The organism is Kitasatospora cathayae (assembly GCF_027627435.1).
Taxonomy (GTDB): Bacteria; Actinomycetota; Actinomycetes; order Streptomycetales; family Streptomycetaceae; genus Kitasatospora; species Kitasatospora cathayae.
In genome coordinates this window covers 3452100-3472600 of sequence record NZ_CP115450.1, presented here as the reverse complement: position 1 = coordinate 3472600, position 20501 = coordinate 3452100, and the positions used below count along the sequence as shown (strand labels likewise).

Genomic DNA, 20501 nt, shown 5'->3' with positions numbered 1-20501 from the left:
GCTTCCAGCCTATTACCCGGCTGGGGAAAACGGCGGCGCCCGGCCGGGAGTCGCCTGCCGGGCGCCGACCGTACGGGTTCAGAGCACCTTGGAGAGGAACGCCCTGGTCCGCTCGTGCTGGGGGTTGGTGAGCACCTCGCGGGGGTTGCCGGACTCGACCACCACGCCGCCGTCCATGAACACCAGTGCGTCGCCGACCTCGCGGGCGAAGCCCATCTCGTGGGTGACGACGATCATCGTCATCCCCTCCTCGGCCAGGCCGCGCATGACGTCCAGCACCTCGCCGACCAGCTCCGGGTCGAGCGCCGAGGTGGGCTCGTCGAAGAGCATCAGCTTGGGCTTCATGGCCAGCGCGCGGGCGATCGCCACCCGCTGCTGCTGGCCGCCGGAGAGCTGCGAGGGGTAGTTCTTCGCCTTGTCGGCGAGGCCGACCCGCTCCAGCAGGGCCATCCCGCGCTCCCGGGCCTCGGCCTTGTTCTCGCCCTTGACCTGGACCGGCGCCTCCATGACGTTCTCCAGGGCGGTCATGTGCGGGAACAGGTTGAAGTGCTGGAACACCATGCCGATGTCCCGGCGCTTCTGCGCGACCTCGCGGTCCTTCAGCTCGTGCAGCCGGCCGCCCTTCATCCGGTAGCCGACGAGTTCGCCGTCCACCGAGAGCAGGCCGCCGTTGATCTTCTCCAGGTGGTTGATGCACCGGAGGAAGGTCGACTTGCCGGACCCGGAGGGGCCGACCAGGACGAACACCTCGCCCTTCTTGACCTCCAGGTCGATGCCCTTGAGCACCTCCACCAGGCCGTAGGACTTGCGCACGCCCTGCGCCTCGACCATCGGGACCGCCACGGCGTCCGTCACCTGCGGCTTCGTCAGATCGGTCATACGTGGCCACCTCCTTCGAGGCCGGGCACCACGTCGTCCTTGGCCGGCGGAACGGGCTTGCCGGCGAACAGCCGGCGCAGTCGCTGCAGCGGCGTGGGCGGGAGCACCCGGTTGGCGCCGCGGGCGTAGTAGCGCTCGATGTAGTACTGGACCACGGTGAGGATCGAGGTCATCAGCAGGTACCAGATGCTGACGACGATCAGCAGCGGAATGGTCTGGAACGTGCGGGAGTAGATGTTCTGGCCGGCCCGGAGCAGCTCCTCCAGGGCGATCGACGAGACCAGCGAGGTGGTCTTCAGCATCGAGATGGTCTCGTTGCCGGTCGGCGGGATGATCACCCGCATGGCCTGCGGCAGGATGATCCGCCGCATGGTGTTGAACTGGCTCATGCCCAGCGCGTGGGCGGCCTCGGTCTGGCCGAGCGGCACGGACTGGATGCCGCCGCGGACGATCTCCGCCATGTAGGCGGCCTCGTTGAGGCCCAGGCCCAGCAGGGCGGCGACGAACAGCGGGATCGCCTGGTTGGTCGGCTCGGACCAGAAGGCCGGGCCGAACGGGATGCCGAACGAGATGTTGGCCCACAGCGTGCCCAGGAAGTTCCAGAACAGCAGCTGGACCAGCACCGGGGTGCCGCGGAAGACCCAGATGTAGAACCAGGCGGTGCTGGAGAGCACCGGGTTCGGCGACAGGCGCATGATCGCGAGGATCACGCCGCCCGAGACGCCGATCAGCATGGAGAGGAAGGTCAGTTCGAGGGTGACGCCGAGGCCGTGCAGGATCGAGGAGTCGAAGAGGTACGTGCCGACGACGTCCCACTGGAACTGGGGATTCGTGGTGAGGGCGTGGATCAGCATCGCCGCGAGGACCGCGACGACTGCTGCCCCGACCCAGCGTCCGGGGTGGCGGACCGGGACGGCCTTGAGGGTTTCGGGCCGTCCCGGGTGCACCGACCCCTGGTCGGAAGAGTTCACTGTGTGGCCTCAGGGGTTGTGTTCAGAGCAGCGGATTCAGCTGGTGGCGCCGTTGAGGACGGACTTGTCGATCGCGCCGGCCTGCACGCCCCACTTCTCCAGGATGCTCTTGTAGGTGCCGTCCGCCATCAGGGACTGGATGGCGCCCTGGACGGCCTTGGAGAGCGGCGAGTTCTTCGGCAGCACGACGCCGTACGGGGCGGTGTCGGTCACCTGGCCGACCTTCTCCAGCTGGCCGTTGGTCTGCTTGATCGCGTAGTCGATGACGGGGGAGTCGGCCAGCATGACCTGGTCGCGGCCGGAGACCAGCGCCTGGGTGACGTCGGTCTGCAGGTCGAACTTGTCGCCGTCGTTCGGGACGGTCGGCTTGCCGGCCTTGGTGCAGGCGGGGTTGATGGTGTCCTTGACCGAGTCGGCCTGGGTGGTGCCGGTCTGGACGGCGACCTTCTTGCCGCACAGGTCGGTGGGGTCGATCTTCTCCGGGTTGCCCTTCTTGACCGCGGCGCCCGTGCCGGCGCTGAAGTAGGTGACCATGTCGACCGACGCCTCGCGCTCCTTGGTGTCGGTGAAGGAGCTCATGCTCATCGTGTACTTGTTGCCCGTGATGCCCGGGATGATCGCGTCGAAGGTCGCGTTCTGGACGTCGGCGGTCAGGCCCAGCTTCTTGGCGATGGCGTTGGCCAGGTCCACGTCCATGCCGACGATGGCGCCCTTGTCGTCCTTGAACTCGTTGGGCGCGTAGGAGGCGTCGGTGGCGACGACGATCTTGCCGGCGGACTTGACGTCGGCCGGGACGAGCGCGGCCAGTGCCGCGTCGCTGGTCACGGCGGGGACCGTCGCGCTCGCGTTGACGCCGGAGGAGCCGGACGGCTTGCTGCTGCCGCAGCCGGTCAGCACGAGGGACACGGACACGGCGGCCACGCCGGCCGCGAGGAGGCGGGTGCGCTGGGTACGGGCGGTCATGAGGGGGATCTCCTCCTGGGGAGAGAAATCGGGCGGAGCGCGCCGCGGGAGCGGCGCACCGGGGCAGCTGGCCGTACGGAGCCGTACGGGTGGTGGTGTCGCTGTACGTCGTCGTACGGGCGTTGCCGGTGGTGCAGTTGCCTGGGCGCAGGGGGCAGCCCAGGGTGGTGCGGGGTACTGCTTTCCGCCACCCTCCGCCGAGGTGGACGTCGATCTGAACCGCCTCGACCAGTGGCCGGATCGATCCGAGATGGGGGGAATCCTGCCATCTGAGGACGGTCAGGTGGCCCTCATTCAGATCAAAATCGGATAACAAGGGCCCGCGGCGTCCGCTATTCGGACGGATCGCGTGCCCCTGTCACCCTGCGTATAAGTATGCAGATCCGCCTGTGCTCTGCCGGGAGGCCCGCCGCCCCCGCTCAGATGCCCCCGTTGACCACCGCGTTCTGCGCCGCGCCCGCGCTCACGTTCCACTTGTCGAGGATCTTGTCGTACTCGCCGCTGCGGATCAGCTGGTCCACCGCCTTGGACAGGGTGTCGCGCAGCCCGGTGTCCTCCTTGCGCACCGCGATCCCGTACGGGTTGGAGGTGGACAGGGTGCCGGTCACCTCGAAGCGGTTGCCGCCGTCGGTGGTCTTCGCCGCGTAGGCGGCCACCGGGTAGTCGTTCAGGCCGGCCGCGGCCGCGCCGGAGGCGACCTCGGCCAGCACCTTGGCGTCGGAGTCGAAGCGGTGCACGGTCAGCGGGCGGCCGGTGCGGGCGCAGACGGCCGTCTGCCGGGTGGCGATGTCGTCCTGGTTGGTGCCCTGCTGCAAGGCGATGGTGCGTCCGCACAGGTCGTCCAGGGCGCGGATCCCCTTGGGGTTGCCCTTCGGGACGACGATCGAGGTCCCGGCGATGAAGTAGTCCACGAAGTCGACGCCCGGGTTGACCTGCTTGCCGTTCTCGTCCAGGCCCTCACGGCGCTGGCGGATGTCGCTGAGCGCGGACATCGCCACGTCGAACTGCTTGCCCTGCAGGCCCGTTATCAGCTTGTCGAACGGGGTGTCCTGGAACTCGACCCGCACGTCGAGGATCCGGCCGAGGGCGGCGGCGAGGTCCGGGTCCAGACCGGTCGGCTTGCCGTCCGGGCCGTGGAACTCCACCGGCGTGAGGTTGACGTCCATGCCGATGCGCAGCACCCCGGCGGAGCGCTGGGCCTTGGGCAGCTTGGCCCGGATGTCCTTGACCGGGTCGCTCGCGGCGGCCTGCCCGCCACCGCCGCAACCGGTGAGCAACAGGGCTCCGACGGCGGCCAGGACGACTCCGGCGACGGCCGGACGGTGGGCAGGGAGGACGTGAGGCATGAGGGCTGCTCCTGGGGGCGGACCGCGGGGCGCCGCGGTGTCGCGCTGGTGTACGGCGAATGACGGACATGCGATCCTGTCATCCCGCCCTGCCGGGCCCGGCGGCGGGTGTGTCAGAATTCGGTACCGGGTGACCCCCGGACGCTCGAACCAGACCGACGAGCCCCGACAGGCTCGGGGTGCCCAGGACCGGAAGTCATCACGTGGCTCCGTATCCGGGGCGCCGACTCCCCCACGGGTCTGCGTTCACTCCTGTGGGTGCGCGTGCCTCCACGCCGTTGCCGCCGCCGGGGCCCGGCGCTTCCGACGCCGGACTCCAGTCGAGGCGACAGCACGGCGATGAACGGCACGTGACGAGGACGAAAAGGCATAGGTGCGATGCCTCCGTCCGACCTACGCTCGGCCCGGTAGCACAATGCGGATCAAGAACAAGACCCCATAAAACCCTCATCCGAGGGCGCCACCCGACGACAGCGCCCCACCCCGACCCCGGGTCCGCTTCGGCGTACCCGGTTTCCGGCTTCCGGACGGGGCCGCCCTGCCCGTCGGCCGCGCACCTCGCCAGATCAATGACGAAGAGGTCATCGTGGCAGCGGAGATCATCAGCAGCACCCAGGACACCGACGATCCGGTCGACGCCGTTTTCGCGCTCCACCGCGGCGGCAAGATGGAGATCCGGGCGACCGTGCCGGTGCGCGACGCGGACGACCTGTCCCTCGCCTACACCCCCGGTGTCGCCCGGGTCTGCACGGCCATCGCCGAGCAGCCGGAGCTGGTCAACGACTACACCTGGAAGTCCAACACCGTCGCGGTGGTCACCGACGGCACCGCGGTGCTGGGTCTCGGCGACATCGGCCCGGAGGCCTCGCTCCCGGTGATGGAGGGCAAGGCCATCCTGTTCAAGCAGTTCGGCGGCGTGGACTCCGTGCCGATCGCGCTCGCCTGCACCGAGGTGGACGAGATCGTCGAGACGGTCGTCCGGCTGGCCCCCTCCTTCGGCGGCGTCAACCTGGAGGACATCTCCGCCCCGCGCTGCTTCGAGATCGAGCGCCGCCTCCAGGAGGCCCTGGACATCCCGGTGTTCCACGACGACCAGCACGGCACCGCGATCGTCACCACCGCCGCCCTGTGGAACGCCGCCAAGGTGACCGGCCGGGAGATCGGCTCGCTGCGGGCCGTGATCTCCGGCGCCGGCGCGGCCGGCATCGCCATCGCCAAGATGCTGGTGGCCGCGGGCATCGGCGACGTGGCCGTCTGCGACCGCAAGGGCGTGGTGTACGAGGGCCGCGGCGACCTGACGGACGTCAAGGCCGAGATCGCCGAGCAGACCAACCGCTCGGGCCTCAAGGGCTCGCTGGCCGACGCGCTGGCCGGCGCCGACGTGTTCATCGGCGTCTCCGGCGGCACCGTGCCGGAGGAGGTCGTGGCGACCATGGCCGAGGGCGCGTTCATCTTCGCGATGGCCAACCCCGACCCGGAGATCCACCCCGAGGTGGCGCACAAGTACGCGGCGGTCGTCGCCACCGGGCGCAGCGACTTCCCGAACCAGATCAACAACGTGCTGGCCTTCCCGGGCATCTTCGCCGGCGCCCTCCAGGTGCGGGCCTCCCGGATCACCGAGGGCATGAAGCTGGCCGCCGCCAAGGCGCTGGCCGGCGTGGTGGCCGACGAGCTGACGCCGCAGAAGGTCATCCCCTCGCCGTTCGACGAGCGGGTCGCCCCGGCGGTCACCAAGGCCGTGGCCGACGCCGCCCGCGCCGAGGGCGTGGCCAGGATCTGACGCGGTGTCGGGGGAGCGCGCCGACTGTGACGGCCGCTCCCCCGGTTCCCCCCGAGTCGAAGGGCGCGCCGCTGCCGAGAGGGTGGGCCCCTCCTGCCCGATGGCGGGCAAGGAGGGAGAGCGACAAGCGAGGCACGAGCGCCGGAGCGACGACCGTCGGCAGCGGGTCCGAGCGCCCGGAGGCGAGGGGGGAACAGCTGAGGCCGGGACGCGCGTCACACGTACGCGTGGTTCCCGGCCTCGGCCGTCCCGGCTAGTGTCCGGGGCATGTTTGCTGCCTATGCCGCCCGTATCGACGCCGACGACCCGCTCAGCGGCCTGGAGTTGGGCGAACTCCCCGAGCCGCAGGCCCGCCCCGGCTGGAGCGTGGTGACGGTCAGGGCTGCCAGCCTCAACCACCACGACCTGTGGTCGCTGCGCGGCGTCGGCCTGCCCGCCGAGAAGCTGCCGATGATCCTCGGGTGCGACGCCGCCGGCGTCGACGAGAACGGCAACGAGGTCGTCATCCACTCGGTGATCGGCCAGACCGGTCACGGCGTGGGCCCGGACGAGCCCCGGTCCATCCTGACCGAGCGCTACCAGGGCACCTTCGCCCAGCAGGTGGCCGTGCCGACCTGGAACCTGCTGCCCAAGCCCGCGGAGCTGAGCTTCGAGGAGGCCGCCTGCCTGCCCACGGCCTGGCTGACGGCCTACCGGATGCTGTTCACCAACGCCGGGGTCAAGCCCGGTGACACCGTGCTGGTGCAGGGCGCCGGCGGCGGGGTGGCGACCGCGCTGGTCGTCCTCGGCAAGGCGGCCGGCCTGCGGGTCTGGGTCACCGGCCGGGACGAGGCCAAGCGCCGGCGGGCGGTCGAGCTCGGAGCGGACGCGGCCTTCGAGAGCGGCGCCCGGCTGCCCGCCCGGGTGGACGCGGTGATGGAGACGGTCGGCGCGGCGACCTGGTCGCACTCGGTGAAGTCGCTGCGCCCGGGCGGCACCATCGTCATCTCCGGCGCCACCTCCGGCCCCAGCCCGAAGGCCGCCGAGCTGAACCGGATCTTCTTCCTGGAGCTCAAGGTGGTCGGCTCGACCATGGGCACCAAGGAGGAGCTGGCCGGGCTGCTGGCGCTGTGCGCGAACACCGGCGTCCGGCCGGTGATCGACTCGGTGCTGCCGCTGTCCGAGGCCCGGGACGGCTTCGCCCGGCTCGCCAAGGGCGAGGTCTTCGGCAAGGTCGTGCTCAACCCCTGACGCGCGGCGGCCCGGTGTCCTCGGGCGAGGACACCGGGCCGCCGCTTCGGATCAGCCGAGCAGCCGCTTCAAGCGTTCGCCGGCCGCGCCCAGCACCGAGCGGGCCTCGGCCAGCTTGTCCGGGCCGACCCCGCCGTCCCGGGCCGCGTCGCGGACCTGGTCGCGGAAGCGGTCGAGCAGTCGCTCCAGCTCGCGGGACGGGTCGGCGTCCGGGTCGGTGCGCGCCCACGGCGGCAGGTCGGTGGGGGTGGCCGTCCCGTCCTGGTCCTTGTCCAGGTCGATCCGGGTCACGGTGATCCGCTCGGCCGGTTCGGCCGGGGGCTCGTCCGCCGGGTGGCCCCAGCGGGCGGCGTCGGCCAGGCCGGCCAGGCCCTTGGTCAGCTCGGACAGGCCCTCGGCCAGTCCGGTCGGCCAGTCGCCCTTCGCGGCGTGCTCGCGCACCTGCTGCTCGACCCGGCGCTTGATCCGCAGCGCCTCCTGCTGGGCGGCGGTGCGGGAGGCCTTGGCCTGCTCGCGCAGCCGGCGGGCCTCCTCCTCGGCGGCCTTCGCCTTGGCCTTGGCGGCCTTCTCCTGCTCCCGGGCCCGCTTGGCCTGCTCCTTGGCCTGCCGCTTGAACTGGGCGAACTCCTCCTTGGCGCGCTGCCAGGACTCGTTGTCGCCCCAGGGCCCGGCCCACGGGTCGCCGCCCGCCCCGGCGGAGGGGTGGTCCGGCCGGGGGGCCTGCTTGGCGGCCTGCCACAGCTCCTCGCGCAGGTCCTTGGCGCTGTCCCGGACGTCCTCCCGGATCGCCCCGGCGAGCTGCGCCACGGAGTCGTGGATCTCCACCTCCAGCTCGTCCAACTCGCCCTGCCGGGCTTCGAGTTCGGTGCGGCCGGCGTCGGTCAGCCGGTAGACCTTGCGGCCGCCCTCGGAGCTGTGGCTGACCAGGCCCTCCTGCTCCAGCTTGGCCAGCCGCGGGTAGACCGTGCCGGCGGACGGGGCGTACAGGCCCTGGAAGCGCTCCTCCAGCAGGCGGATCACCTCGTAGCCGTGCCGCGGGGCCTCGTCCAGCAGCTTCAGCAGGTAGAGCCGGAGTCGGCCGTGGCCGAACACGGGGGTCATCTCAGGCCTCCTTGGTCAGGTCGGGGCCGGCCGGCCCGGCGTCGGTGGGCTCAGTGGCGGCGGGGGAGGCCGGGAGCTCCTTGATCACCACCGGGGCGTCGTCCTCGGCGTCGGGGCGGCGCAGCACCGTCACCGCGCCGGAGACGGTGGTGACGTGGAGGCTGCCGCGGCCCTCGCCGAGCTGGCCGGAGATCTTCTTGGCGCCCCAGGTGCTGGTCATCGTGAGTTCGTCGAAGGTGCTGGAGACGTCGCCGCTGGTGGAGCCGGCGTTGACGGTGGCGTCGGCCAGCGAGGGGATCCGGACCACGACCGGGCCGCTGACGGTGTTGACCTTGACGTCGGTCTCGCCGGCCACGTCGAGGTCCAGGGTGACGGCGCCGGTGACGGTGTTGGCCTGGATCCGGTCGGCGGTGCCGGCGATCACGGTGAGCTGCCCGGAGACGGTGTTGACCTTGAGCTGGCCGCCCACCTCCTGGGCGTCCACGTCGCCGGTGACGGTGCTGGCGTCGATCCGCCCGGTGACCCCGGCCAGGGTGGTGTCGCCGTTGGCGCCCTGCACCGAGACGCGGCCGTCGATGCCGGTGACGGTGGAGTGGGCCGACACGGTGCCGACCTTGACCTCGGCGTCGGCCGGGACGGTCAGGGTGACGTCGACGGAGCGCTTGCGCTTGAAGGAGTCGAAGAAGTTGCGGACCGAGCCGATCGACTTGATCCAGTCGCCGAACTCGCCCCAGCTGTTGATGTCCTTGTAGGTGACGGTCAGGACGCCGTCCACCAGAGTCACGTGCAGCGGCTCGCCCTTGAGGTCGGTGACCTCCAGGCGGGCCGGGCCCTCGGCCGCGACCACGTTCACGCTGCCGTCGATGACGCGCACGTGCAGCGCGCGGACCGCGTCCTCGAAGGTGGTCCTGCCGGGCCCCTCGATCGTCCACTGGCTCATCTCTGCCGCCTCCCGTCGCGGATCGCGATGTATCGCGTTCTCTGTAGAAGACGATATATCGCGTGCCGGGAAAAGCAAGCGGTTCCGCCCCCGAGACGGGCCCGGACCCGCCCCGGAGCCGTCCCCTACGGGGTCCCTCCGCCATGGACGCGAAAGGACCCGGGAGGCGGTTGCCTCCCGGGCCCCTTCGGCGATCGCGGCGTCAGGACGTCACTCGTCGTCGTCCTCGTCGTCGAGCCGGGCCAGCCAGGTGGCCAGCCGCTCGACCGGGATCTCGAAGTCCGGGTTGAGGTCGACGAACTCGCGCAGACGCTCGGCCAGCCACTCGAAGGTGACCTCCTCGTCGCCGCGCCGGTTCTCCAGCTCCTCGATGCCTCGGTCGGTGAAGTACACGGTTCGCTCCGGTCCGATGGGAATTGACCTGGTCAGGATAGTCCGGTCAGGCGGCGCGCCAGGTGCTGACGGTGACCTTGGCGGCGCCGGTGGTCGGGTCGGCCTGCTCGATCACCGCGATGGCGATGTTGCGGGTGACCCGGTCGCGGACGCACAGCAGGCGGCCGGGCGCGACGCGGTTGTACGAGAGGTCGGTGTCGGGCCGGGAGTCGATCGCGGCGGCGCACTGCTCGGCGGTGATGGACGGCTCGGTGATCACCGCGAAGTCCGACTTGTCGTCGCCGAAGCTGTCGAAGGAGTTGGCCTTGCTGCCGGTGCCGGTGTTGGTGACGCCGAGACCCCACTTCAGGTCGTTGCTGCTGCGCGGCACCACGGTGCCCGCGTCCAGGTCGATCCGGTACGCGTCGGAGGAGTACTCGGCGCCGGGGATCGCCAGAGACTTCTTGTCCAACATCGGGGAGTAGCCGGTCGGCCGGGCGGGGGCCGAGACGGTGCTCCCACCGGACTTCGAGGGAGCGGCCGTCACCGGCGGGTTGGTGGCGGTGCCGTCGGCGCTCGGGCCCGAGCTCTGGCTGGGAGCGGGCGCCGGCGGGTTGGCCCCGCCGGTGGACCGCGAGGAGGAGGAGGCGCTGGTGTCGCTCTTGCCGCCGTCGTCCAGCTTCTTCATCAACAGCACGCCGCCCGCGGTGCCGCCGACCGCCATCACCAGGGCGACCGTGAGCAGCACCTTCCAGGACACCCCGCCCTTCTTCCCGGGCGCCGGCTCGGGCGCCGAGGTGACGGCGGTGACCACCGGGCCGGGCGGCGGGGTGTCGTGGGACGGCTGCTCGGGCTGCGGCAGCTGGACGGTGGGCGGGGCGGGCAGCACCGGGGCGGTCGGCGTCTCGGTGGGCGGCTGCGGGGCGCCGTACGCGCCGAGCGGCGGCGGCGCGAAGCCCGGCGGGGGCGTGGCCGGCTGCTGCGGGGCGTGGGCCACCGCGGTGGCCGGGTGGGTGGGCAGCGGGGGAGCGGCCGGGGCCGGCGGCGGGGTGGCGGGCGCGGCCGGCAGCGGGGTGGGCGGCGTCCTGGGCAGGTCGGAGCGGCGGGTGATCTCGGTGTTGACCTGCCGCGGCAGCCAGTCGTCGGCGAAGCGCAGCTGGCCGCCGACCTCGGGGTGGTTGCGGGCGACCTGGATGATCTCGGCGGGCTTGGGGCGGTCCTCCGGGGACTTCGCCAGGCAGCGCTGGATCAGCTCGCGCAGGTCCGCCGGGACGGCCTCCAGGTCCGGCTCCTCGTGCACCACCCGGTAGAGCACGGCGGTGTCCGGCCCGTCGCCGAACGGCGGGGTGCCGCCGGCCACGTACGCGGCCAGGGCGCCGAGCGCGAAGACGTCGGTGGCCGGGGTGACCGGGCGGCCCTGGGCCTGCTCGGGGGACATGAAGGCGGGGGAGCCGATCCGGTAGCCGGTGCCGGTCAGCGCGGTCGCGTCGGCGGCCCGGGCGATGCCGAAGTCGATCACCCGCGGGCCGTCCCCGGCGACCAGCACGTTGGCGGGCTTGAGGTCGCGGTGGACCACCTCGACGCTGTGGATCGCCTGCAGCGCCTCGGCGATGCCGCCCATCAGCAGCAGCACGGTGCGCACCGGCAGCGCGCCGTTCTCCCGCACCACCTGCTGCAGCGACGGGCCCGGGACGTACGCGGTGACCAGCCAGGGGGCGTCCGAGTCCAGGCCGCCGGAGTCGATCACCTGCGCGGTGTACAGCCCGTGGATCCGCTGGGCGTTGCTGACCTCCTGGGCGAAGCGGCGGCGGAACTCGCCGTCCTCGGCGAACTCGGGACGGACCACCTTGAGCGCCACCGGGCGCCCGCCCGGGGTGTACGAGAGGTAGACCCGGCCCATGCCTCCGGCGCCCAGCCGGGCGAACAGCCGGTAGCCGCCGACCTCCCGGGGGTCGTCCGGGAGGAGCGGCTGGAAGACCGGAGGAAGCTTGCCGGGGTGCGGCGTGTCGGCGGTCATGTGGTGATCCCCCTGGGAGAGCGGTGAGGTCGTTCGGCCGGGCCGCGGGCGCGATGACGGGCGCCGGGCGGCGACCTGGCGAGCCATAACCTATCGATCCGTCAGGAGGACGTGCGGCCCGGTCCCCGTTTGGTTGCAGAGCTGCGACCTTGACGTGAACAGGAACGCCCGCGGCCCCCGTCCCCCTGGGTGGGGGACGGGGGCCGCGGGCGTATCAGCGGTGCGGGGCCTCAGCGCGTCAGAGCGCGAAGACCTCCTCGATCAGCGCCTGCTGCTCGGCACCGTGCCGCTTGGCCGAGCCGACCGCCGGCGACGAGGCCGCCGGGCGGGCGACGCGGCGCAGCCGGGCGTCGCCGCCGCTGCGGCCGATGACGACCTGCAGGTGGTCGACCAGGTTCATCGCGATGAACGGCCAGGCACCCTGGTTGGCCGGCTCCTCCTGCGCCCAGACGAACTGGACGTTGTCGCCGTAGCGGGCCAGCTCCTCCTGGAGCTCGGCCACCGGGAGCGGGTAGAGCCGCTCCATGCGGACGATCGCGGTGTCGGTCACGCCGCGCTCGGTCCGGGCCGCCGCCAGGTCGTAGTAGAACTTGCCGGAGGTGATGACCACCTTGCGGACCTGCGCCGGGTCGACGGCGGTGTCACCGATGACCGGGCGGAACGAGCCCGACAGGAACTCCTCGGTCGCACTCGCCGCGGCCTTCAGACGCAGCATCGACTTCGGGGTGAAGACGATCAGCGGCTTGTGGTGCGGGTTGTGCGCCTGCCAGCGCAGCAGGTGGAAGTAGTTCGACGGCAGGGTCGGCATGGCGACCGTCATGTTGTCCTGCGCGCACAGCTGGAGGAAGCGCTCCGGGCGGGCGGACGAGTGGTCCGGGCCCTGGCCCTCGTAGCCGTGCGGCAGCAGCAGGACGACGCCCGAGTGCTGGCCCCACTTCTGCTCGGCGGAGGCGATGTACTCGTCCACCATGGTCTGCGCGCCGTTGACGAAGTCGCCGAACTGCGCCTCCCACATGACCAGCGCGTTCGGGCGGGTCAGCGAGTAGCCGTACTCGAAGCCCATGGCCGCGTACTCCGACAGCAGGCTGTCGTAGACGGTGTAGCGGGCCTGGTCCTCGGTGAGGTACTGCAGCGGGGTGTAGTCCTCGCCGGTCTTGCGGTCGATCAGGACGGCGTGCCGCTGGCCGAAGGTGCCGCGGCGGCTGTCCTGGCCGGCCAGGCGGACCGGGTGGCCCTCCATGAGCAGCGAGCCGATGGCGAGGGTCTCGCCCATCGCCCAGTCGATGGTGTTGTCCTCGACCGAGGCGGCGCGGCGCTGCAGCTGCGGCAGCAGGCGCGGGTGGACGGTCAGCCAGTCCGGGTGGTTGACCTGCGAGGCGGCGATCCGCTTGACCATCTCCTGGGAGATGCCGGTCTGGATGGAGACCGGGAAGTCGGCGACCGGCTTGCCCGCGGTGGTGTCGGCCGGCGCCTGGGCCGCGTCGCGGACCTCGGCGAAGACCTTCTCCAGCTGGCCCTGGAAGTCCTGGAGCGCCTGCTCCGCCTCTTCCATGGTGATGTCGCCGCGACCGATCAGGCCCTCGGTGTACAGCTTGCGCACCGAGCGCTTCTTGTCGATCAGGTCGTACATCAGCGGCTGGGTGAACGACGGGTTGTCGGCCTCGTTGTGACCGCGGCGGCGGTAGCAGATGAGGTCGATCACGACGTCCTTGTGGAACGCCTGGCGGAACTCGAAGGCGAGCCGCGCGACGCGGACCACGGCCTCCGGGTCGTCGCCGTTCACGTGGAAGATCGGGGCCTCGATCATGCGGGCCACGTCGGTGCAGTACATCGAGGAGCGCGAGGACGCCGGGGCGGCGGTGAAGCCGACCTGGTTGTTCACCACGATGTGCACGGTGCCGCCGGTGCGGTAGCCGCGCAGCTGCGACATGTTCAGGGTCTCCGCGACGACGCCCTGGCCGGCGAAGGCCGCGTCGCCGTGGATCTGGATCGGCAGCACCGGGAAGGTGGTGCCGCCCTGGTCCAGGATGTCCTGCTTGGCGCGGGCGATGCCCTCGACGACCGGGTCGACCGTCTCCAGGTGGGACGGGTTGGCGGCCAGCGAGACCTTGATCTGCTCGCCGTCCAGGCCGGTGAAGGTGCCCTCGGAGCCCAGGTGGTACTTGACGTCGCCGGAGCCGTGCATCGACTTCGGGTCGAGGTTGCCCTCGAACTCGCCGAAGATCTTGCCGTACGGCTTGCCGACGATGTTGGCCAGCACGTTCAGGCGGCCGCGGTGGGCCATGCCGATGACGGCCTCGTCCAGGCGGTGCTCGGCGGCGGCGTCGATGGTCGCGTCCAGCAGGGCGATCAGCGACTCACCGCCCTCCAGCGAGAAGCGCTTCTGGCCGACGTACTTGGTCTGCAGGAAGGTCTCGAAGGCCTCGGCGGAGTTCAGGCGGCGGAGGATCCGCAGCTGCTCCTCGCGCTCGGGCTTCGCGTACGGCTTCTCCAGGCGCTCCTGCAGCCACTTGCGCTGCTTCGGGTCCTGGATGTGCATGTACTCGATGCCGACGGTGCGGCAGTAGGTGTTGCGCAGCAGGCCGAGGATGTCGCGGAGCTTCATCATCTTCTGGCCGCCGAAGCCGCCGACCGCGAACTCGCGCTCCAGGTCCCACAGGGTGAGGCCGTGGGTGGTGACGTCCAGGTCGGGGTGCTTGCGCTGCTTGTACTCCAGCGGGTCGGTGTCGGCCATGAGGTGGCCGCGGACCCGGTAGGAGTGGATCAGCTCCATGACGCGGGCGGTCTTGTTGACCTCGTCGTCGTGGGTGGTGGCGACGTCGGTGGCCCAGCGGACCGGCTCGTACGGGATCCGCAGCGACTCGAAGATCTCGTCGTAGAAGCCGTTCTCGCCGAGCAGCAGGCGGTGGATCTCGCGCAGGAACTCGCCGGACGCCGCGCCCTGGATGACGCGGTGGTCGTAGGTCGAGGTGAGCGTCATGATCTTGGAGACGCCCAGGCGGGACAGGGTCTCCGGGGCGGAGCCCTGGAACTCGGCCGGGTACTCCATGGCGCCGACGCCGACGATGGTGCCCTGGTTCTGCATCAGGCGCGGCACGGAGTGCACGGTGCCGATGCCGCCGGGGTTGGTCAGCGAGACCGTGACGCCGGTGAAGTCGTCCATGGTCAGCTTGTTGGCGCGGGCCCGGCGGACGATGTCCTCGTAGGCCTGCCAGAAGCCGAAGAAGTCGAGGGTCTCGGCCTTCTTGATGGCCGCGACGACCAGCTGGCGGTCGCCGTTCGGCTTGACCAGGTCGATCGCCAGACCGAGGTTGACGTGCTCCGGCTTGACCAGGAAGGCCTTGCCGTCCTCCACCTTGTAGCTGTGGTTCATGCCCGGGGCGGCCTTGATGGCCTGGACCAGGGCGTAACCGATCAGGTGGGTGAAGGAGACCTTGCCGCCGCGGGCGCGCTGCAGGTGGTTGTTGATGACGATGCGGTTGTCGATCAACAGCTTCGCCGGGACGGCGCGGACCGAGGTCGCGGTCGGCACCTCCAGCGAGGCGTCCATGTTGCTGGCGACGGCCTTGGCCGGGCCGCGCAGCTGGACCAGCTCGGGGCCGGCCGGGGCGGCGGCGGGAGCCGGGGCGGCGGCGGCCTTGGGGGCCGGGGGCGCGGCGGGCGCGGCGGCGAGCGGGGCGGCAGCCGGGGCCGGTGCGGCCGGAGCGGCGGCGGCGGGCGCGGGTGCGGCCGGAGCGGCAGCGGCGGGCGCGGGGGCAGCGGCAGGGGTCGGCGTGGGGCCGGCCTGGGTCGCGGCCTGGGTCACTGGGGTCACCTCGGTACCGGGCTTGTAGTCGGCGAAAAAGTCCCACCAGGCTCGGTCGACCGAGTTCGGGTCCTGGAGGTACTGCTGGTAGATCTCATCGACGAGCCACTCATTGGGACCAAAGCCAGTGGAGCTTGCCGAGCTGGGGGTTTCAGGTTGTGGCGACACGGCGGCAACCGCCCTCTTCCGCTTCCTTTTGGGATGTTTGGACAGCGGGGATTAAGGCTACGCCCCTGACCAGTGATCGCGCAGTCCCCGGGCCCCAGGCGTCGCCCAGATCACAGTCCTGACCTGCAGATTGGCTGAAAAAGTACGTTAGAAAGCCGTGTCTGAGGGGAAACGATCGGGCCCGACCGCCCCCCAAATCAGGGCAAAAACGGACAAAGATCCGAACTGATTCGCCGACGATCTTCGTGTGCGTCTGTGTCGGATCTGTGACAAATGCCCCGGCCCGCTCAGCACTGCCCGGGCAGCCGGACCTCGATCCGGCAGCCGGTCGGCGACTCGGCGACGGCGATCCGCCCGCCGTGCAGGTCCACCGCCCAGCGGGCGATCGCCAGACCCAGCCCGGTGCCGCCGTCGGCGCCGGGACCGGAGGCGGTCGCGGTGCCGCTGCGGCTGAACCGCTCGAAGACCCGGCTGCGGTCCGCCAGCGGGATGCCCGGACCCTCGTCCTGGACCTCCAGCAGCAGGCCGCCGTCCTCGCCGTCCGGTCTCGCGCGCACCGTGACGGTGCCGCCGGGCGGGGAGTGCTTGCAGGCGTTGTCGACCAGGTTGGCGACCACCTGGTGGAGCCGCTCCGGGTCCGCCACGGCGGTCAGGCCGGCCGGGCTGACCTCCAGGGCCAGCCGCACGTCGCCGCGTCTGGAGAACGCCCCGCCGGCCGTCGCGCCGTCCACGGTGACCCCGCGCAGCACGCCGTCCAGGAACTCCCGCACCTCGAAGGGGCGGGCGTCCAGGTCGACCACGCCGTCGTCGATCTTGGAGAGGTCCAGCAGGTGGGTGACCAGGCGGCCGAGCCGCTCGGTCTGCTCCAGCGCGGCCCCCAGCGTCGCCGGATTGGGCTGCACGACGCCGTCCACCACGTTCTCCAGCACGGCGCGCAGCGCGGCGATGGGCGTGCGCAGCTCGTGCGAGACGTTGGCGACCAGCTCGCGGCGGTGCTGGTCGGCGGCCTGCAGGTCGGCGGCCATGGCGTTGAAGGCGGCCGCCAGCTCGCCGATCTCGTCGCGCGAGTTCACCTCGACCCGGCGGCTGTAGTCGCCGGAGGCCATCGCGCGGGCGGCGGCCGTCATCTCGCGCAGCGGGGCGGTCAGCCCGTGCGCGAGGAACTGCATGAACAGCAGCGAGGCGATCATGGAGAAGACCATGATGATCCGGATCTGGGTCTCGGACCGGATCGCCACGACCACCATCCCGGTGGCCAGGAACACGGAGACGATCACCAGCAGGGCGAGCTTGCCCTTGATCGACCGGACCGGGTCGAGCGGGCGGATGTCGGCCCAGACCCGTCTGGCCGCGCGTGCGGCCAGCGTCTGCGGGCGCGCGCCGTCGGCGTCCCCGTTGCGTTGCTGTGGAAAGGTCATGTGGTCCCTGTGATCCCCGCGTGGTGTCACGGCGGTGCCGGGACACGGGCCCCCCGGAGGCCCGTCGCCCGAGACTCCCGTCAGGAGAGCGGGGCCTCCAGTGCGTATCCGACGCCGTGCACGGTGCGGATCCAGCTGGCGCCGATCTTGCGGCGCAGCGCCTTCACGTGGCTGTCGACGGTGCGGGTGCCGGACGCGTCGGTCCAGTCCCACACCTCGGCCAGCAGCTGCTCGCGGGTGAGCACCGCGCGCGGCTGGGCGGCCAGGCAGGCCAGCAGGTCGAACTCGGTCGGCGTCAGGTGGACGTCGCCAGAGGCGAGCCGGACCCGGCGCTGCACGTGGTCGATCTCCAGTTCGCCGAAGCGCAGGCTGCCGAGCGCGGGCGTGCGGGCGGCCTGCTGGGCGCGCTCGACGCGGCGCAGCAGCACGTTGACCCGGGCGGCCAGTTCGCGCATCGAGAACGGCTTGGTCATGTAGTCGTCGGCACCGACGCCGAGGCCGACCAGGAGGTCCGTCTCGTCGTCGCGGGCGGTCAGCATGAGCACCGGGACCGGGCGTTGGGCCTGGATCCGGCGGCACACCTCCAGCCCGTCGAAGCCGGGCAGCATGATGTCCAGGACCACCAGGTCCGGCTGCCAGGTGTGGAAGCCGTCCACCGCGCCGGGGCCGTCGTGGGCCACGGCGACCTTGAACCCCTCCGCGCCCAGTCGGGCCGCGATCGACTCGGCGATCGTGGGCTCGTCCTCCACCACCAGCACTCTGCGCTGACTGCTCACCGTGCCACCGGTGTTGGGGTTGTCCTGCTGAATTTCTGTCACGGTCACGCCACCGCCCCCAGGGCTGCGGGCCGGCCACCTGTGGGGATGGCGGGGCTCCGCTCGTAGTCTTGTTCCGTCGTGGACTGTGCCGGGTCCGCCGTCCCGTTCGCGCGCCCGGGAGTCGGGTGGACGGATGGTCTCCCGTCCACTTCTCCCACGCACTTCGCAGCGTACGGACAGCGGATGCTTTCCGGCAGGTGGACCGGACGTTTCCGGCCCGTGGGCCGGCTGTCCGTCCGCCCGTGGACCCACCGCATGAGTGGGCACGGGTCGGTACCTTACCCGGCGAATTTTCTCTGCGTAACGGTACGTATGCACTCCAGTTGACGCCAAGTTGCCGGTCAGAGGCCCTACTGACGCGTTAATAGGAAGAAGGTCTGGACCAATACCGGGAATCCGGCGGGTCCCCGCGTCGACGGTCTTCACGGGCTTTTCTCAGCTGCCTCTCAGAACCTCGACGTAACGTGGCCACGACAACGCCCCGCCGAGCGGAGTCCGGCGCGCGCGCCGGTACGTTGGGCAGCTGCGAGCACCGGTGACGGCGGGCGTGGAGCGGAGGCGGCATGGCGGGACTTCGGCGGGAGGCCGTCCGGAGCGCGCCCGCGGCGGTGCCGTACGGAATGCTCCGGTACGGACTGCGCGCCGGCGTCCTGGAATGGCTGCTGGAACGCGTGCCGACGCCCCGGCGCACTCCCTTCACGCTCGGGTACCTCGCCGTGGTGGGAGCCACCACGACCTTTGCCGGGCTCGCCGATCCGGATCTCGTCCAGCGCCTGCAGGAGGCCTCCAGTTCGGACGGTCACAACCTGCTCCAGCACCCCTTGCGGGCCCTCCTGTTCAGCGGTTTCTGGGTGGCCGGGGAGGTGTGGATGCCCTACCTGTGGGGCTTCGCCGTCACCTTGGCGCCGCTGGAGCGCAGGGTCGGCACCGGCCGGGCGGCGGCGGTGTTCGCGATCGGGCACGTCGCGGCGACGCTGCTCTCCCAGGGCGTGGTGATCACCGCGGTGGAGACCGGGCGGATGGCGCCGGAGGCGATGGACTCCCTGGACATCGGGGTCAGCTACGGCGTGCTCGCCTGCCTGGGCGCGGTGGCCGGGCTGCTGCCTCGGCACGGGCGGGTGCTGGCGCTGGGTGGCGTCGGGCTGATGATCGCCGAGCAGATCGCCACCGAGAAGGACCTGGTCACGGCCGTGGGGCACCCGGCCGCGGTGCTCACCGGGGTGGCGCTGTCGCGCTGGCTGCGGCGGATCGAGCGGCGCCCGCCGCGGCCGCGCACCCGTGCGGCGCAGACCCCGGCGGTCGGCTCCGCCTCCCCGGCCGCCGCGACGGTGCGGGCCGGCGCCCGCCCGTCCGCCGCGCGCTGACGCCGGGGCCCTCTTGGGCCGTTCTTTCCCGGCTCTTTTGACGGCGCCACCCCCTGGTCGTTCCGGTGACGCCGCGTTCGCTCGCAGCGAACAAGGCCTCGGGAACATCCTGCGCCCGCCGAGGCTTAGTCAGGTCGACTCAAGTTCACTGACTGGGGAGAGATCATGGCATCCACGTCCACACCGCTCACCCTGCCCGTGCTGCCGCTCGACGACGAGGTCGTCCTCCCGGGCATGGTCGTCCCGCTGGACCTGAAGGACACCGAGGTGCGCGCCGCGGTCGAGGCCGCCCGCGCCGCGGCCGCCGGCTCCGGCAAGCCCCAGGTCCTGCTGGTTCCGCGGGTGGACGGCTCGTACGCGGCGGCCGGCACGCTGGCCACCGTGGAGCAGGTCGGCCGGCTGGCCGACGGCGAGCCCGCCGCGCTGGTGCGCGCCGTGCGCCGGGTCCGGATCGGGGTCGGCACCACCGGCCCCGGCGCCGCCCTCTGGGTGGAGACCACGCCGTTCCGGGAGTCCTCGGTCGGCATGCCGGTGGCCGGGCGGGCCGCCGAGCTGGTCAAGGAGTACAAGGCGCTGTCCACCCAGTGGCTGCGCAAGCGCGGCGCCTGGCAGATCGTCGACCGGGTCGCGCAGATCGAGGGCGTCGGCGAGCTCGCCGACAACATCGGCTACGCGCCCTTCGCCACCGCCGAGCAGAAGCTCAAGGTGCTGCTGGAGGCCGACCAGGTCGCCCGCCTGGAGTACGCGCTCACCCTGCTGCGCGACCACCTCGCCGAGGAGGAGGTCAACGACACCATCCGCAAGGACGTCGAGGAGGGCGTGGCCAAGCAGCAGAAGGAGTTCCTGCTCCGCCGCCAGCTGGAGGCCGTCCGCAAGGAGCTGGCCGAGCTGAACGGCGACCCGGCCGACGAGGAGGGCGACTACCGCGCCCGGGTCGAGGCCGCCGACCTCCCGGAGAAGGTGCGGGAGGCCGCGCTCAAGGAGGTCGACAAGCTGGAGCGCGCGTCCGATCAGTCGCCCGAGGGCTCCTGGATCCGCACCTGGCTGGACACCGTCCTGGAGCTGCCCTGGAACGAGCGCACCGAGGACGCCTACGACATCGCCGGCGCCCGCGCCGTGCTCGACGCCGACCACGCCGGCCTCACCGACGTGAAGGAGCGGATCGTCGAGTACCTGGCCGTCCGCAAGCGCCGGGCCGACCAGGGGCTCGGCCTGGTCGGCGGCCGCCGCGGGGGCGCGGTGCTCGCGCTGGTCGGCCCGCCCGGCGTCGGCAAGCCATCACCCAGTTGGGTGGGCTAGTATTCGGGTATGACAACAGGGGTGGTAACC

Annotated in this window: 14 protein-coding genes and 1 pseudogene; 4 read left to right on the top strand and 11 right to left on the bottom strand. The window is 71.6% G+C overall.

The window, feature by feature from the left end:
* Positions 1–78 precede the first annotated feature (78 nt).
* The 4 genes from O1G21_RS15245 to O1G21_RS15230 form a co-directional block, all read right to left on the bottom strand.
* Positions 79–831, bottom strand: a complete 753-nt coding sequence (locus tag O1G21_RS15245) for an amino acid ABC transporter ATP-binding protein (protein WP_405000807.1) — start codon at positions 829–831, stop codon at positions 79–81.
* A gap of 44 nt (positions 832–875) precedes the next feature.
* On the bottom strand, positions 876–1850 hold the full coding sequence (locus O1G21_RS15240; protein ID WP_270144178.1) for an amino acid ABC transporter permease: 975 nt from the start codon (positions 1848–1850) through the stop codon (positions 876–878).
* A 36-nt stretch (positions 1851–1886) separates the two neighbouring features.
* On the bottom strand, positions 1887–2813 hold the full coding sequence (locus O1G21_RS15235; protein WP_270144176.1) for an ABC transporter substrate-binding protein: 927 nt from the start codon (positions 2811–2813) through the stop codon (positions 1887–1889).
* 419 nt (positions 2814–3232) lie between these two features.
* A complete protein-coding gene (locus tag O1G21_RS15230; protein WP_270144174.1) occupies positions 3233–4159 on the bottom strand; it encodes an ABC transporter substrate-binding protein in 927 nt (308 codons plus the stop codon).
* Between the two features lie 586 nt (positions 4160–4745).
* Here O1G21_RS15230 and O1G21_RS15225 point away from each other — a divergent pair.
* Positions 4746–5939, top strand: a complete 1194-nt coding sequence (locus tag O1G21_RS15225) for an NAD(P)-dependent malic enzyme (RefSeq protein ID WP_270144172.1) — start codon at positions 4746–4748, stop codon at positions 5937–5939.
* 267 nt (positions 5940–6206) lie between these two features.
* Entirely contained in the window at positions 6207–7169 is a 963-nt protein-coding gene (locus tag O1G21_RS15220) for a zinc-binding dehydrogenase (RefSeq protein WP_270144170.1), read from the top strand.
* 51 nt (positions 7170–7220) lie between these two features.
* Here O1G21_RS15220 and O1G21_RS15215 read toward each other — a convergent pair whose 3' ends face one another.
* From O1G21_RS15215 to O1G21_RS15185, 7 genes are all read right to left on the bottom strand, one after another.
* Complete coding sequence (locus O1G21_RS15215; RefSeq protein WP_270144168.1) at positions 7221–8270, bottom strand: helix-turn-helix transcriptional regulator; 1050 nt, start codon at positions 8268–8270, stop codon at positions 7221–7223.
* Position 8271: 1 nt separating this feature from the next.
* Entirely contained in the window at positions 8272–9210 is a 939-nt protein-coding gene (locus tag O1G21_RS15210) for a DUF4097 family beta strand repeat-containing protein (protein ID WP_270144166.1), read from the bottom strand.
* Positions 9211–9420: 210 nt separating this feature from the next.
* The gene (locus tag O1G21_RS15205) at positions 9421–9603 is read right to left on the bottom strand and encodes a DUF6104 family protein (protein ID WP_270144164.1); all 183 of its coding nucleotides are present in this window, start codon (positions 9601–9603) and stop codon (positions 9421–9423) included.
* A 46-nt stretch (positions 9604–9649) separates the two neighbouring features.
* Positions 9650–11599 (bottom strand): protein kinase domain-containing protein, encoded by a 1950-nt coding sequence (locus O1G21_RS15200; protein WP_270144162.1) that lies wholly within the window; start codon positions 11597–11599, stop codon positions 9650–9652.
* A gap of 238 nt (positions 11600–11837) precedes the next feature.
* On the bottom strand, positions 11838–15572 hold the full coding sequence (locus O1G21_RS15195; RefSeq protein ID WP_270144160.1) for a multifunctional oxoglutarate decarboxylase/oxoglutarate dehydrogenase thiamine pyrophosphate-binding subunit/dihydrolipoyllysine-residue succinyltransferase subunit: 3735 nt from the start codon (positions 15570–15572) through the stop codon (positions 11838–11840).
* A 287-nt stretch (positions 15573–15859) separates the two neighbouring features.
* Positions 15860–16990 carry a sensor histidine kinase gene (locus O1G21_RS15190; protein ID WP_270144158.1) on the bottom strand — a complete coding sequence of 377 codons (1131 nt, stop codon included), beginning with the start codon at positions 16988–16990 and terminating at the stop codon, positions 15860–15862.
* Between the two features lie 80 nt (positions 16991–17070).
* The gene (locus O1G21_RS15185) at positions 17071–17808 is read right to left on the bottom strand and encodes a response regulator transcription factor (RefSeq protein WP_094742879.1); all 738 of its coding nucleotides are present in this window, start codon (positions 17806–17808) and stop codon (positions 17071–17073) included.
* 563 nt (positions 17809–18371) lie between these two features.
* On the opposite strand from O1G21_RS15185, the gene O1G21_RS15180 reads away from it, so the two are divergent.
* Positions 18372–19172, top strand: coding sequence for a rhomboid-like protein (locus O1G21_RS15180; protein ID WP_270144156.1), 801 nt, complete (start codon positions 18372–18374; stop codon positions 19170–19172).
* A gap of 165 nt (positions 19173–19337) precedes the next feature.
* A pseudogene (locus O1G21_RS15175) lies at positions 19338–20453 on the top strand (LON peptidase substrate-binding domain-containing protein); the annotation flags it as partial.
* Between the last annotated feature and the right edge of the window lie 48 nt (positions 20454–20501).